General features: G+C 36.8%; 13 protein-coding genes. 11 read left to right on the top strand and 2 right to left on the bottom strand.

Features of this window, described 5'->3' with window-relative positions; genetic code table 11:
* Window positions 1–62: 62 nt before the first annotated feature.
* Both FLS47_RS17505 and FLS47_RS17510 read left to right on the top strand, forming a co-directional pair.
* Window positions 63–260, top strand: a complete 198-nt coding sequence (locus tag FLS47_RS17505; protein WP_149915613.1) for a twin-arginine translocase TatA/TatE family subunit — start codon at window positions 63–65, stop codon at window positions 258–260.
* A 101-nt stretch (window positions 261–361) separates the two neighbouring features.
* Window positions 362–1,804: a LysM peptidoglycan-binding domain-containing protein gene (locus FLS47_RS17510; RefSeq protein WP_149915614.1), complete on the top strand. Its 1,443-nt coding sequence runs from the start codon at window positions 362–364 to the stop codon at window positions 1,802–1,804.
* Window positions 1,805–1,826: 22 nt separating this feature from the next.
* Here FLS47_RS17510 and FLS47_RS17515 read toward each other — a convergent pair whose 3' ends face one another.
* Window positions 1,827–2,342 carry a phosphoribosyltransferase family protein gene (locus FLS47_RS17515; RefSeq protein WP_149915615.1) on the bottom strand — a complete coding sequence of 172 codons (516 nt, stop codon included), beginning with the start codon at window positions 2,340–2,342 and terminating at the stop codon, window positions 1,827–1,829.
* An 87-nt stretch (window positions 2,343–2,429) separates the two neighbouring features.
* Window positions 2,430–2,996: a C40 family peptidase gene (locus tag FLS47_RS17520; RefSeq protein ID WP_149915616.1), complete on the bottom strand. Its 567-nt coding sequence runs from the start codon at window positions 2,994–2,996 to the stop codon at window positions 2,430–2,432.
* A gap of 449 nt (window positions 2,997–3,445) precedes the next feature.
* On the opposite strand from FLS47_RS17520, the gene thrA reads away from it, so the two are divergent.
* From thrA to FLS47_RS17565, 9 genes are all read left to right on the top strand, one after another.
* Window positions 3,446–5,896, top strand: a complete 2,451-nt coding sequence (thrA, locus tag FLS47_RS17525) for a bifunctional aspartate kinase/homoserine dehydrogenase I (RefSeq protein ID WP_149915617.1) — start codon at window positions 3,446–3,448, stop codon at window positions 5,894–5,896.
* 24 nt (window positions 5,897–5,920) lie between these two features.
* Window positions 5,921–6,919, top strand: a complete 999-nt coding sequence (locus FLS47_RS17530; protein ID WP_149915618.1) for a homoserine kinase — start codon at window positions 5,921–5,923, stop codon at window positions 6,917–6,919.
* 6 nt (window positions 6,920–6,925) lie between these two features.
* Window positions 6,926–8,233 (top strand): threonine synthase, encoded by a 1,308-nt coding sequence (gene thrC, locus FLS47_RS17535; RefSeq protein ID WP_149915619.1) that lies wholly within the window; start codon window positions 6,926–6,928, stop codon window positions 8,231–8,233.
* 135 nt (window positions 8,234–8,368) lie between these two features.
* The gene (locus FLS47_RS17540; protein ID WP_149915620.1) at window positions 8,369–9,970 is read left to right on the top strand and encodes a TonB-dependent receptor plug domain-containing protein; all 1,602 of its coding nucleotides are present in this window, start codon (window positions 8,369–8,371) and stop codon (window positions 9,968–9,970) included.
* Window positions 9,971–10,036: 66 nt separating this feature from the next.
* Window positions 10,037–11,509 (top strand): SusC/RagA family TonB-linked outer membrane protein, encoded by a 1,473-nt coding sequence (locus tag FLS47_RS17545; RefSeq protein ID WP_149915621.1) that lies wholly within the window; start codon window positions 10,037–10,039, stop codon window positions 11,507–11,509.
* A gap of 29 nt (window positions 11,510–11,538) precedes the next feature.
* Window positions 11,539–12,963 (top strand): RagB/SusD family nutrient uptake outer membrane protein, encoded by a 1,425-nt coding sequence (locus tag FLS47_RS17550; RefSeq protein WP_149915622.1) that lies wholly within the window; start codon window positions 11,539–11,541, stop codon window positions 12,961–12,963.
* A 1-nt stretch (window position 12,964) separates the two neighbouring features.
* On the top strand, window positions 12,965–14,017 hold the full coding sequence (locus FLS47_RS17555; RefSeq protein ID WP_149915623.1) for a cyanophycinase: 1,053 nt from the start codon (window positions 12,965–12,967) through the stop codon (window positions 14,015–14,017).
* A gap of 12 nt (window positions 14,018–14,029) precedes the next feature.
* Window positions 14,030–15,079 (top strand): isoaspartyl peptidase/L-asparaginase family protein, encoded by a 1,050-nt coding sequence (locus tag FLS47_RS17560; RefSeq protein ID WP_149915624.1) that lies wholly within the window; start codon window positions 14,030–14,032, stop codon window positions 15,077–15,079.
* Window positions 15,080–15,083: 4 nt separating this feature from the next.
* On the top strand, window positions 15,084–15,635 hold the full coding sequence (locus FLS47_RS17565; RefSeq protein ID WP_188347480.1) for a cyanophycinase: 552 nt from the start codon (window positions 15,084–15,086) through the stop codon (window positions 15,633–15,635).
* Window positions 15,636–15,748 lie beyond the last annotated feature (113 nt).

Consider the following 15,748-nt stretch of genomic DNA (forward strand, 5'->3'; position numbering starts at 1 on the left):
AATTCTATATATTTGTAAATAGTCATATTGAGAAAGAATTTTAAAGAAATAGCATAACTAAAATGTATACATCTAATTTATTATTTATAGGAACACAAGAGATTATCATTATCGTGGTATTAGTTCTTTTGTTATTTGGGGGTAAAAAGATTCCAGAATTAATGCGCGGTCTTGGTAGAGGTGTGAAGGAATTTAAAGATGGTCAGCGTGAAGACACGACTGAGAAGCCAGAAGAAAAACAAAAATCAAATAATTTATAAAAATATTTGCAAAGATTACATGTATTAATCCACATGTAATCTTTGTTTTTTTGCCTTATTGGCTAAATATTGCCAACTAGTATCCAAAAAACTAGCACAATATGAAGAACAAATTATACACCGTATTATTAACCACTATAATCAGTGTACACACATCTACCGCTCAAACCTATTCGGTAAATCCTATTGACGACGATTACTACAATCAAATGTCTTTTGCGACTTCAATGGATGAGCATCGTGAATTATTAGTAGAATTAGACTCCATACGCAAGCACATAGACGAAAAAGTTGATGTATCTATTGCTGATGCACATATATTGCGTCGGATGAAAGCTTCCACGAAGACCATTCCTTTGGATTACAATTCCCAAGTCAAGTATTTTATCGACAAATATATTTCGGCGAATTATAAGCCTTACATGAGTCGTATGCATGGGCTTAGTAATCATTATTTCAGAGTGTACGATAAGGTATTTCAAGAGATGGGAATTCCTGAGGAAATAAAGTACTTGTCTCTCGTAGAGTCGTCTTTAAATCCGCATTTGGTTTCTTCCGCCGGAGCTGTGGGGCCTTGGCAATTTATCTACACGACAGCACGTGGTTACGATTTAGATATGAACACGCATGTCGATGAGCGCAAAGATATTTATGCTGCGACATATGCTGTATCTACTTATTTAAACGAGTCTTATGATCAATTTAACGATTGGCTATTAGCTCTAGCATCCTATAACTGTGGAAGAGGCTGTGTCAAACGCGCTATACAACGTTCGGGAATGAATAACCCTACATTCTGGGAATTGTCGCCATTTCTTCCAAAGGAAACACAAAATTATATCCCTAAGTATGTAGCTATGACTTATGTCTTGAGCAATGCTAGCGCCTATGGCATAGAACCTGCTGCTACAGAATTAGATTATGAAACCAAAGTGGTGCTGGTAAACAATACAGTGGATCTACGACATGTTGCTCAAGCTGTTAATTTGGATGTCGAAAATCTAAAGCATTTTAATCCAGCGTACAAAAAGACCTATGTCAATGGAACACCTGAAAAACCTAAACGCTTGTATATTCCAGTGACTCCTTCACTGAATGATAGCTTGTTGTATGTTGCATTACACGCGCCTTCTTCAATTAATGTGATTGTAAAAGATGAACCTGAAGCTCAATATGCTGGTGTATCTTCGCAAAAACATAAAGTGCGCAAAGGTGAAAGTTTATCTAGTATTTCCAAAAAATTCGGTGTTACTGTTCAAGATTTAAAAGCTTGGAACGGTCTTCGAAATAATAGTCTTTTGGTAGGTCGTGATTTGATTGTTTCCCAATCTGTTAATTCTACATTAGCTAAAAATATTTCCAAAAGCACTAGTAATAAATCTGGTGAAAGTCGTACAGCTTATTATGTAGTACGAAAAGGAGATTCATTGGATCGTATTGCAAAACAGTTTCAAGGTAGTACTGTCTCCAAAATAAAAGAAGATAATGGCTTGAAAAATTCAGTTATAAAGCCAGGTATGAAATTAAAAATAAGAAAGGGTTAATCGTCGATTAACCCTTTCTTATTTATGCTAACCAAGCTGCATCTTCTTGGTTATCGACTTCTTCCAAATACACTTCTACATTTTCTTTTAGTATGGTAGAAAGTTTTTGCCCATAAAAATCACTGTTTACAGGAAATTGATGATGACTACGGTCAATAAGTACAGCAGTACGCATTTTCTTTAACGGTACGTTGATAAAAGCACCCAATGCATAAGCTAAAGTTCGGCCACTATTAAGTACATCATCTACTACCACCACAGCTTTATTATTTGCCGTCTCCACAGGTAAGTCTGTCGAAGCTTCTAGGGAGCGCTTTTCTTTATTTATAGTAACTTTGATTAATTCGATTTCTTTATCAGGAGCAAATCCTTGCAAGATTTTTTGCAATCGCTGCGCGAATACATACCCTCTATCTGCAATACCAACGAGTACAATATGACTCTCGTTAAAATTATCTTCTAAGATTTGATAAGCAATACGCTTAGACTTTTGAAGTATTTGTTCTTTATTTAATATTAAGGTTCTCTTTGCTGACATAAATTCAAATCTATTGCGACAAAAATAAATAAAAAAGTCCGAATGCATGATATCATTCGGACTTTCTACTATTGATAATTTCTTCTATTAATTCTCTTCTTTTAGCATAGAAGCATCCGCAGTCATTATACGGGAGTCTTCAGTTTTTGGACGTCCGCCATTGTAGTAGTAACGTTTCCAATATGCTTCGTTTAGATTACTGACCATTACACCTTTACTAGATGAGGCATGTGCAAATTTGTCGTCTCCCAGATATACACCTACATGTGTGATATTTCTGCTTCTAATTTTGAAGAAAACCAAATCTCCAGCTTGTAAATCTTTTTTGCTTATCGGTGTGACATTTGCATATTGATTTCTACTGTTAAATCCGATTGTGGTATTGAATACGTTTTCGTAAACTGCAAGTGAGAATTTAGAACAATCGATTCCTCTTTTGGTATCACCACCTAATCTATAGGGCGTGCCCAACCAATCATAAACAAACTGATAAAGTTTAGTGTTAGTAGTAGCATTTACAGCAACACCCATGATTTGTGAGAAATACTCTTTAGCAAGATTATCTTGCTCATTGTTCTTTTTGGTAGTTTGTGCTTGCGACACTAGACAAAAGCCTATAAATAGCACTGACGCTATTAGTTTTTTTGTGTTCATTAAATCGCTTTATTTTAATTACAACTTTCCTAAGATCTACTCTTTTCCAGGGAGCAGATAATACGAAGATAATAGATACATCTCTACAATCCAAATAATTTTAGGTTCTTTTAACATTTTCTTAACAGCCTGAGGTTGATAAGTGATTGAAAAATAGTATTTTGCGCAACCGTTTGCTTGTTTGGTGGTATTGTAACAATGGTTTTTGCTATTTTTTTAAAATAAATTTGAATTTAATATTAAAATTATTCTATCTTAGTCGCAGAATTAGAAAATATGAAAATTAATAACTCAATTATTTCAACAATTATTATTACTACGGGGGCATATTCTCGGAGGAAGTAACTTGTGTGTACAATTGAGTGTAAATATTAAGAAGCCTTCCTCCCAACAGAGGAAGGCTTTTTTTGTAGGTAGTAGATTAAAACAAACTAAACATATTTAAACCAATGAAAGTTCTAAAATTCGGAGGAACATCTGTAGGAACAGTACAAAGTATCAAATCTGTATTGGAGATTGTAAAATCTTCTTTTGAAAAAGGAGAGAAACCATTAGTCGTTCTGTCGGCAATGTCTGGAGTGACAAATTTGTTGACACAAATGGCTGAGAATGCTGCTGAACGCAAATCTTTCACCGAAGACATTAAATTATTAGAAGAAAAACACTTTGACGTAGTCAAACAACTTATTGCTATTAAGTATCAAAATCCAGTTTTCACCAAATTGAAATTGATGCTTAATGAATTGGAAGAAATTTTGCAAGGTGTATACGCGCTGAAAGAATTGAGTTTACAAAGTAAAGATTTGATTGTTTCATTTGGCGAACGTTTCTCTAATTATATGGTTTCCAAAATAATGGAGCAATATATTTCAGATGCAATTTATGTGGACGCATCACATTATATCAAGACCAATTCAAACTTTGGTAATGCACATGTGAATGAGGAACTAACTACATCATTAATCAATTCATTGAATCATTCTCATGAAGGCAAATTAATGTTTGTAACAGGTTTTATTGGTTCAAACGAGGCAGGTCGTGTGACTACATTAGGTCGCGGTGGTTCGGATTATACAGCTGCTATATTTGGTTCGGTATTGAATGCTTCGGTAATCGAAATCTGGACTGACGTGAATGGTATGTTGACAGCAGATCCACGCATTGTGAAAAAAGCTTTTTCGCTGCCTGTCTTATCTTATACAGAAGCAATGGAATTATCATATTTTGGAGCAAAGGTTATATACCCACCGACTATGATTCCCGCATTTTTGAAGCGTATTCCAATTGCAATTCGCAATACGTTCGAACCTGAATTTCCAGGCACAATTATTCAATTTGAGTCAGATTGTACGCAATATCCAATTAAAGGTATCTCATCGATATCGGATATTTCGATCATAAATATTTCTGGCTCTGGAATGATTGGCAAATCAGGTTTCTCAGGTCGTCTTTTTACTTTGTTGGCGCGTGAGCAAATCAACGTCGTGTTGATAACACAATCTTCATCTGAGCATAGTATCACATTTGCGGTAAATCCAAGCGATGCTGAAAGAGCATTGAAGTTAATTTCTAATGAATTTGAGTTGGAATTGGAAGCCAATAAATTGGTGATGCCAGAGGTAGAACAAAATCTTTCGGTCTTGGCAATCGTTGGTGAAAATATGAAACGTACTCCAGGAATGTCAGGTCGTTTGTTTGCTGCTTTGGGACGTAATGGTATCAATGTACGCGCTATCGCTCAAGGGTCTTCAGAATTTAATATTTCTGTTATTATCTCAAAAGATGATTTGGCAAAAGCATTGAATGCGGTTCATGATGCTTTCTTCGCAGAATTGAAAAAAACATTGCACGTTTTCAACCTAGGAACAGGAAATATTGGTGCTACTCTATTTAAGCAATTGGCTGAGCAGCACGATTTCTTATCGGAGAAAAATGATTTAGAGATTAAAGTTGTCGGTATTGCTAATTCTCGCAAAATGCTATTTGATGCCAATGGCATTGATTTAGCTTCATGGAACGAAAATCTGAACGAAAACGGTCAAGTAGCTGATTTGTCTAGTTTTGTAGAAATCATGAAAAACATGAATTTGCCGAATGCAGTTTTTATTGACAACACAGCAAGTAAATTGCCTGCAACGTATTACGTTGATATATTTAAGTCTAATATTTCTATTGTTACATGTAATAAAATCGCAAACTCTGGAGAGTATGCTAACTATAAATTGTTGCGTGATACAGCGCGTAAACATGGTGTAGACTTCTTCTATGAAACAAACGTAGGTGCTGGTTTGCCAATCGTTCGAGTGTTAAAAGATTTGATGTTGAGTGGTGATAGAATCTTAAAAATCGAAGCTATTCTTTCAGGAACGATTTCGTATATCTTTAACAATTTTGTAGGCGATGCATCATTCTACGATGTGGTAAAAAATGCGCAGGCATTGGGTTACACCGAGCCAGATCCGCGAGACGATTTAGGTGGTGTAGATTTTATGCGTAAGATGCTTATTTTAGCTCGTGACGCAGGACATGTGATAGAAGCTTCGGATGTTGATTTAGGTGCTATCTTACCCGAATCATGTTTGAAAGCTGATTCAGTGGATGAATTCTATACAGAATTATTGAAAGCTGACCAATATTTCAATGATTTGAAAGAAAAAGCAGCTTCAGAAAATAAAGTAATTCGTTACATCGGAAAGCTGGAAGACGGTAAAGTCGCTATTTCGATGCAAATGGTAGATGAAACACATCCATTCTACGCATTATCCGGAAGTGATAATATTATTTCATTCACAACAGAGCGTTACAAAGAACGTCCATTGGTAGTAAAGGGTCCTGGTGCGGGTGCGGAAGTAACTGCAGGTGGCGTATTTGCTGATCTAGTAAACGTAGGTGCTAAATAATTAGAAAGAACTAAAACAGATTATATGCCTGTTTATCAAAATAATTTAAAGGATAAAAAGATAGATTTTGATGCTATCAAAGACAAAGTTCGTGTATTTGCACCTGCTACAGTTGCCAATATGATTTGCGGATTCGATATTCTGGGCTTTGCAGTAGATGAACCGGGCGACGAAGTCAAAATGTATCGGGTATCCGAACCAGGAGTGCGTGTTCGTTCGATTGTAGGAGATGGCGGCCGATTGCCACTAGATGCTGATAGGAATACAGTAAGTGCTTGTGTGAAGATGCTACTGATCGACTTGGGTATTTTGCAAGATATTGGTGTTGAGATTGAATTAATAAAACATATGCCTATTGGATCGGGCTTAGGCTCAAGTTCGGCAAGTACGGTTGCAGGTTTGTTTGCTATAAATGCGTTGCTTGGCAATCCATTGACTAAAGATGAATTGATGCCATACTGTGTGGAAGGGGAGCGTTTGGCATGTGGGCATGGTCATGCGGACAATGTTGCGCCAGCTTTGATTGGAGGTATTACGCTAGTTCGCGGAGGTTCTGATTTGGATATTGTTAAAATTCCTGTTCCGAACGAATTGTACGCGGGGATAGTATTTCCTCAAGTAGATGTTCCGACGCGTGATGCACGACAATTGATTAAGGACAAAGTTCATTTGAAAGATGCCGTGACCCAATGGGGAAATATCGCGGGCTTAGTAGCTGGATTATTTCAATCTGATTACGAACTAATAAGTAGAAGTATGCACGATGTGATTATTGAACCATCTCGTGCTATTTTGATTCCTGAGTTCTATGCAATGAAAGAAATAGCCTTATCAAATGGGGCACTGAGCTTTGGTATTTCAGGTTCAGGTCCTTCTGTTGTTGCGGTTTCAAAAGGCAAAGAAGTAGCTGAAATTGTTACAACAAAAATTCAAGAGCACCTTTCTGTAAATGGCATTGAAAGCTTTAAATATGTTTCGGCAGTGAATGTAGAAGGTCCGAAAGTATTACCATTTAACGACTAACAAATTATGAAACTATACAGTACAAATAATAAAGATTTACGCGTATCCTTTCAGGATGCGGTATTCAATTCCTTGCCTCAGGACAAAGGCTTGTATATGCCAGAGGTGATACCGACTTTAGATCCTTTATTTATCAAGAATATCCAACAATATTCATTGCAAGAGATAGCGTTGACAGTGGCTTCTGCTTTGATTGGCGATGATATTCCTAAAGAAAATCTAAAGAAAATTGTTGAAGATGCGATTAATTTTGATGCACCTGTGAAATTTTTAGATGCTGAAACAGGCGTTTTGGAATTATTTCATGGTCCATCTTATGCATTCAAAGATTTTGGAGCACGTTTTATGAGTCGTGTGATGGGGTATTTTTCTAAAGACGGCGATAAATTGTTGGACGTGTTAGTAGCAACCTCGGGTGATACGGGTGGTGCTGTTGCTTCGGGTTTTTTGGGAGTAGAAGGCACACGCGTGACGATTTTATATCCAAAAGGAAAAGTTTCCAAAGTACAAGAGGAGCAATTGACGACCAATGGTCAAAATATTCGTGCTTTAGAAGTAGATGGTACGTTTGATGATTGCCAAGCTTTAGTGAAGCAAGCGTTCAATGATGACGAATTAAATGCTGAACTGCGATTGACATCAGCTAACTCTATCAATATTGCACGACTTATCCCACAAACTTTTTATTATTTCTGGGCATATGCGCAATTGAAATCACAAGGTATCAATGAAGTTGTGTTTACTGTTCCTAGCGGAAACTTTGGTAATATTGGTGCGGGTCTATTAGCTTATAAAATGGGGTTGCCCGTGAAACATTTTGTAGCAGGTACAAATGTCAACGATACTGTTCCACGTTTCTTAGTATCTGGCACTTATGAACCCAAACCTTCTGTTCAGACCTTAGCCAATGCTATGGACGTGGGTAATCCAAGCAATTGGATGCGTATTCAGGATTTATTTGATAATGAATTAGAGAAATTGCGTAGCATCATTTCATCATATACTTATGATGATGCTGCAACACAAGTCGCGATGCGTGAATTGTTTGAGAAATACAATTATGTAGCTTGTCCACATACAGCAATAGCGTATTTAGCGGCGAAAGCATATAAAGCTGAAAATTCAGGAGAGTATGCTTCTATTTTCTTATCAACAGCACATCCGTGCAAATTTCCAGAGGGAATCGATGCTGATATTTTCGAAAAAGTAATTTATCCAGCAGGAGCTGAAGAGTTAGCAGGAAAGCCAAAATTAGCAGAGCCTTTAGCAGTAAGCTTTGACGATTTTAAAGCTTATTTGTTAATGAATAAGTAAAGTTTGAAATAAAATATAATATAAATGCTCCTTTTGATTTCAAAAGGAGCATTTATATTATATAGTAAGATTTAATTTATAATATTTTTAATAAAAATACTAGATTAGCAAAGTAAACACTACCAACTTAATCTTATGAAGAGTATTTTTTTTATTAGGAGTGGGTTTAAACCCATTCTGGGAGAAGTTCCATTAGGACTTTCAATGTGTGGACTGTTTTTGATGTCTTCTTTGAATGTTCATGCTAACCAAACCAATTCACCCTTATCACCCTTATCACCCTTATCTAAATATCATATTTCTCAACAGCAACTAGTAGTAAAAGGGGTTGTATTAGATGTTCATGGTAATGCAATTCCTGGAGTTTCTATTGAAGTAAAAGGTAAAAGTGGCAAGACTTTAACATCTGTACTGGGGGAATTCAGTATAAACGCTGCAATTGGCGACGAACTTATTATATCTCATTTATCTTATGAGCCTAAAACAATAAAGGTGTCAAACAATACCAATCTTCAAATTATATTACAATCTATAGATAATTTAATTGAAGAAGTGACAATAACGGGATATACTGATTATTCAAAAGGTAAAAGCCCAAGTGCAGCATCACTCGTTAAGGCTGATGATATTAATCAAGTTCCAATGAGTTCTTTAGATCAGATACTTCAGGGAAAAGTAGCAGGAATGAGTGTTATTTCAAGTTCCGGACAACCAGGTCAAAGTGCTGCTGTGGTTATTCGTGGAATAGGTTCTATTAGTGGTTCTACTACACCATTATATATTATGGATGGCGTTCCTATTGAGGGAGGTTATTTTCAAACCATTAATCCACAAGATATAGAATCCGTGAACGTATTAAAGGATGCCTCTGCAAAAGCCTTATATGGTTCTAGAGGATCAAATGGTGTAATTATAATTACGACAAAAAAAGGTAAACAAGGTCGTCTAGCGATAAATTATAGCTCTCAATACGGAACATCAAAGCTTACACGTCCTAATTTTGAGATGATGGATGGTCGTGAACGTCTTAGATTCGAAGAAGAGGTAGGTTTAGAAACTGGAAAAGATATAGGTCCAGGATGGAGATTTTCTTCACGTAATCCATATTACAATACGCAATCATCGAGCTGGCAACAAAATGCAGATAGGACGTTGGATAGTTTACGAAATGTGAACACAGATTGGCGTGATTTATTTTTTCAAAATGCCAATTTCATGGAGCAACAAGTAAACTTAAGTGGAGGAAATGAAAATGTGCAAACCTACAATGCGTTGAGTTATTGGAAGGAGGAGGGGATTGTTCGTGAAACGGGCATGGATCGTTATACTTTACGTAGCAATACGAATATGAATTACGGAAAGTTCTCAGCGGCATTCAACTTGAACTTGGGATATTCTAACTCTAGATTTACATATAATGAGGGAGGAACAAGCGTGGGAACCCCAATGGCTTCTGTCTATTATGGTTTACCTTATGAGTATCCTTATACTGCAGATGGGGCATTCCATGCGACTAATGAAGAAATTACTTTCTTGGATTCGCGTGAAGGAAGTAGAGGATTGGACGTTTTGTTTGGTACGTCTGATAAAACTCAACAAATTAAAGCTATTATAGGTTTTAATATGGCTTATGCTATTACACCAAGTTTGAAAATAAGTACTCGTGCTGGTCTTGATTTGAGAAATTCTGAAGATCAGGTATTTATCAATCCATCATCTTATATAGGTAGTCGTTAATCTGGACAGAAGGGAGCTTTTGGAGAAGGATATAGACGTAATTTTAATTTTGTATCTACATCTGGGTTGACTTACAAAAAAGAAATCGAAGCTCACGATTTTGAACTTTCGGGTTTCTTCGAATATCTTTTTGACAACTATAGAGCATTTAGCTACCGAGGTTTTGGACTTGATGATAGACTTCCTGAGACACCAGCAGCTATCACTGTAAGTACAACATTCCTGCCAACACTAAGTGGAAGTCGTAGCGCAAGTGCTTTGATGTCTTACATTGGTGCTGCGCGTTATACCTATGCCAATAAATATACTTTTACAGGTAGTTACCGCTATGACGGAGCTTCACTATCATCTGTTCCAGACAAAAATCGCTGGCATGGTTTCTATTCATTGGGGGCAATGTGGGATGTAAAGCGTGAAGAATTCCTTCAATCGTCAAGCCTATTTTCAGATTTAAGAATCAGAGCAAGTTTCGGACAAACAGCAAGTCCATTTGGTAGTAGTTTTGCCTATCTGCCTACTTACGGAGTAACTACAAGTTATGGAGGGCAGCAAGGTATTCGTCCGAATAATATTGGTAATCCAGACTTCGATTGGGAATATGTGGATGAATTCAATACAGGATTTGATTTGTCATTATTCGAAAGTAGACGAGTGAATATTGAATTCGATTGGTATAACCGTATTACCAAAAATATGTTTATTGAACAGCCTTTGTCTGCTACATCAGGTGCTGCTTCAGCTTTATTGAGTACGGGTAAAATGAGAAATCGTGGTGTAGAATTAAAAATCTCAGCTGACATTATCAAAAAAGAGGAATTCACATGGACTGTAGGGGTTAATGGTGGATATAATAACAATCAAATTTTACGCGTAACTGATATTACGGATGAATTGCCTGATGGTGATACGCGTATTATAAAAGTCGGGTTACCTTATGGAACGTATTATGCTCCACAATGGGCTGGTGTGAATCCTGAAACTGGAGAAGCGCAGTATTTCAATCGAGATGGCTCTATTTCAACAGTATATAATGAGGAAGAGCAGGCGGTGCCATTAAACGCGAGTCTCTATCCTAAACTTACTGGAGGTATATCTACATCTTTCAATTGGAAAAATTTAACACTTAGTGGTTTGCTATCATTCGTGTCTGATGTGCAACGATGGAATAATATTGATTTTTACAATGAAAATCAGGCCTATATGACCAGCAATCAGAGCAAACGAATGCTTTATGATAGATGGAAGAAGCCAGGAGATATAGCTACACTACAGCGAATAGATATTCCAAGGAATTTTACTTCCAAGGATATTCAGGATGCAGCATTTATGCGTTTACGTAATTTGAAATTGAATTACAATATACCAGGGACACTATTTAAACAAACTGTATTTAGATCAGCAGCCATATTTGCACAAGGAGAGAATTTATTCACATGGGCTAATTGGCGCGGTTTGGATCCTGAAAATAATCGTCAATATGGACGTTTTGAATATCCAAATGCACGTAAGTATACAATTGGTATTAATGTTAACTTCTAAGCTAGGCACACTCTAATAAAATTAAACGTATGATAAGTATCAGAAAAAATATATGTATTGTTTTATCATTAATTGGACTAAGTCTCCAATCATGTGATAAATTAGATATGGCGCCAACAGATAGTATTGATCCAAGCAAAGCATTCCGAAATTTGGACGATGTAAATATGGGCGTTTTAGGAGCTTATGCTCCACTTTCAACGACTTTGTTGGAAGCAGGTGCAATTGTATCAGATGAAGTATTGTTGCCAACAGAAAATACAGTTTCAAACACTGCTTTACACCGTTGGATGTATAACTCTAGCTATGGATCTGTAACTTCTGCATGGAATGAATATTATGTTGTAATTGATCGTGTTAACCATGTCCTTGAAGCATTACCAAATATTACGGTAACAGGAAATAATCAAATTTTAAAAAATCAATATGAGGCAGAACTGTTGGCTTTGCGGGCATACAGTCATTTTGAACTGTTGAGAGGATATGCTTCTTCGTATGATGCAGAGGGAATGGGGGTTCCGTATATGAAGGCAAGAGCATTAGGTTATCCTGCTCGACCAACTGTCAAATCCAATTATGAGGATATCAATGCAGATCTACATGCTGCAAAAGATTTAATGCCAACATCTTTTACAGAGAATATACGAATTACTAAAACAGCTATATCTGCAATTCAGGCACGAGTTGCATTATATGCAAAGAATTGGTCAGATGCAATTAAGTATGCGTCTGAAGTAATCTCAGCAGAGCCTCTGGCGCCTAAAAATGATTTTCTAAAAATTTGGGAAGACAAAAGTAATTCAGAGGTTGTTTGGAAATTGGCGAGAGTGATCGGAGATTCTCGTCTTGGAGCTGCGTTTTATAGAGAAGCTGGTGGAATAGTTTTATATGCGCCATCTTCTAAATTAATTAATACCTTCAATAAGACAGATGATATTCGTTACGCTGCATATATTAAAGATGATCCTTCACGTGTTGGTCCTTCTCCAAGTATCAAATCACAATATTTGGTGAATAAATATATTGGTGGAAATACCACAAATCCAGGTTTGACAGATGTTAAAATTTTCCGTACAGGAGAAATGGTTTTGATCAGGGCAGAAGCTGAGGCCGAAAGTAATAGTGCTACAGGATTAACAAATGCTGCAAATGATCTTAATTCATTACGTAGAGAACGTATTCATAACTATGTGAATCAGACTTTCTCATCGAAGCAGATTTTATTAGAAAATATTTACAACGAAAGATTTAAAGAATTAGCTTTTGAGGGACATCGTTTTTATGATTTAAAACGCTTAAAGCTTCCGGTGGAGCGATTAACCCAAGATGCGGCAAATACTTCTAGTGCTGTAAAATTAGAACCTACGGCGGCACAATACTGTTTCCCAATTCCAAATGACGAGATGGCTGTAAACAAAAACATGGTTCAAAATCCAAAATACGGAAAGGATTAACATGATAAAATTAGTAGGGATTATAGCATTGTTGTATGGATTTACTAGTTGTGGTAATAAGGAACTACCGAATCCATTTGACCCCAATGCACCCAAACCAACTTCACCATTAGCACGTCCGTCATCGTTAGGTATATTAGGAGACACTACTGATGTAAAGACAATTACTAAAGGAGGTGTGGTCATTATGGGAGGTAGTACCGATGTTGATGCAGCTTTCAAGTGGATGATCGACCGTAGTGGAGGTGGTGACGTAGTTATTATCCGTGCAACTGGAACAAATGCCTACAACGATTATGTAAATCGTCTAGGTAAAGTGAATTCAGTGGAGACGCTAAAAATTGATTCGCGCAAATTGGCCGATGATGATCGTGTTGCTGCTATCATTAGAAATGCGGAGATGCTCTTTATTGCAGGAGGCGATCAGGCTGATTATGTGGGCTATTGGAAGGGCACAAAAGTTATGCAAGCGATTAATTATCTACTTGCTGATAAAAAAGTACCTGTTGGAGGAACAAGTGCGGGGGCAGCCATTCTGGGTAATTATTATTTCGGAGCTGATCGCGGAGGAGTAGATTCTGATGAAGCGCTAAGTAATCCTTATAATACAAAGGTGTCTTTGGGAAAAGATGATTTTCTAAAAGCACGATTTATGAGTAACATTATTACAGATCAGCATTTCGCACAGCGAAATAGAGAGGGCAGATTGACCGTATTTCTTTCTAGAATATTGAAAGATTGGGGAAAGGCAGCTAATGCGATTGCGGTAGATGAACGTACCGCAGTATGTATTGATGAAAACGGAGTCGCTGAAGTTTTTGGGTCTAACAATGCTTTTTTTGTTAAATCAGATATTACGAAACAGCCAGAATCGGTTGTGAGCGGTGTTCCACTAACTTGGGATCATTCCGGAAAAGCATTACAAGTATTTTCTGTTTCAGGTACAGAAAGCAACAATAAATTTAATATGAATACATTCCAACCTCAAAGTTCATCCTTATATAAAAGTGCTTGGTGGTCCGTGGTTGCGGGTGGTTGGAAATCGGTTCAATAAACGATTATATATATGAAAGGTATTTTAAAACATGTGATTATAGGTTTTATAATTCAATCATTTTATGGTTGTAATTTTAAAACTCACGAGAGCGAAAATGATAATAAGATCGTTTTGGTAATTCATGGTGGTGCTGGAACGATAGAAAAGAAGCATATGACTCCTGAAAAAGAGAGATTGTATCATGAAGCATTGACAATGGCACTGCAAAAAGGCTATGATGAGATAAAATCAGGGAAAGAAGCATTAGATGCAGTTCAAGCAGCAGTTAATGTCTTAGAAGATTCTCCATTATTTAATGCAGGTAAGGGAGCTGTATTCACAAATGAAAGTAAAAATGAATTGGATGCTTCAATAATGGATGGCGCTACTTTGAAGGCAGGTGCTGTTGCTGGTGTATCAACACTAAAAAATCCAATTAATGCAGCACGTGCTGTGATGGAGAAATCTGAGCATGTGATGATGGTAGGCAAAGGTGCAGAACTCTTTGCGTTATCTCAGGGCTGTGATACGGTATCTCCTTCTTATTTTTACACGAAGGAACGTTGGAAACAATTAGAACGTACAAAAAAGGAGGAGGAAGAGGGCAGAGCTGCTTATAACTTTGATCCTCGTGAAAGTATGATTGCAGGGGTAACTAGCGAAGATAAAAAATTCGGAACTGTAGGAGCTGTTGCTTTAGATCTGAAAGGGAATTTAGCTGCGGGAACATCAACGGGAGGTATGACCAATAAGCGCTATGGCCGTGTAGGCGATTCTCCAATTATTGGTGCAGGTACCTATTGTAATAATGCTACGGCTGGAATTTCATGTACAGGTTGGGGTGAATTTTATATACGGGAAGTAGCTGCACATCGCGTTTCTAACCTTATTGAATTAAAAGGGTTATCAGTGGTTGATGCTACCAAGCAAGTAATTGAAGAAATTGGGAAACTTGGTGGAGACGGAGGTATCATCTCTTTAGATAAAAATGGAAAAGTAGCGATGGAGTTCAATACTTCGGGGATGTACCGCGGAACTTTGGATGAAAAGGGTAATATATCAATTTACATTTATAAATAATCGAATGGCAAGAGTAAGTATAATTGGATTTTTATTGCCTCTCCTGATAATGTGTGTGTCTTTAGCTCATGCGCAGAAGGGTAAATTATTCATTATAGGCGGTGGAGAAAGATCATCAGCTTTAATAGAAGATTTAGTGGAAACATCAGAATTAAGTTCGACGGATTATATAGTAATATTACCCATGGCAACAAGTGTACCTGAAGAATCTATTGCATATATCAGTAAACAGATTTCTGAATTCTCTAACAATAAAATTGTAAGTTTTAATTTCACAAAAGAACAAGCCAATAACAATACAAATTGGATCGATTCCGTGAAAAATGCCCGATTGATTTATGTAACGGGTGGCGATCAAAATAAATTTATGGAGATTGTTCGCGATTCTAAATTATACGAAGCTATGCATGAGGCCTATCGTGATGGTGCGACCATTTCTGGTACAAGTGCTGGTGCTGCAATCATGTCCCAAATCATGATTACTGGTTCACAAAAGCAAGACTCAAAAAGTGATTCATTCCGTGAGATAAAATCAGATTATGTAGTTAGCCCTTAAAAAGGGTCTATTTAACTGAATTTCAAATAGTTAATTTCGTATTCTCTTGTTTTTATTTGCCAGATTCCGTATATTTAGTGTAGAAACCTTGCAAATTCAACCCTATGCTAGCG

The organism is Sphingobacterium cavernae (assembly GCF_008520265.1).
Lineage (GTDB): Bacteria > Bacteroidota > Bacteroidia > Sphingobacteriales > Sphingobacteriaceae > Sphingobacterium > Sphingobacterium cavernae.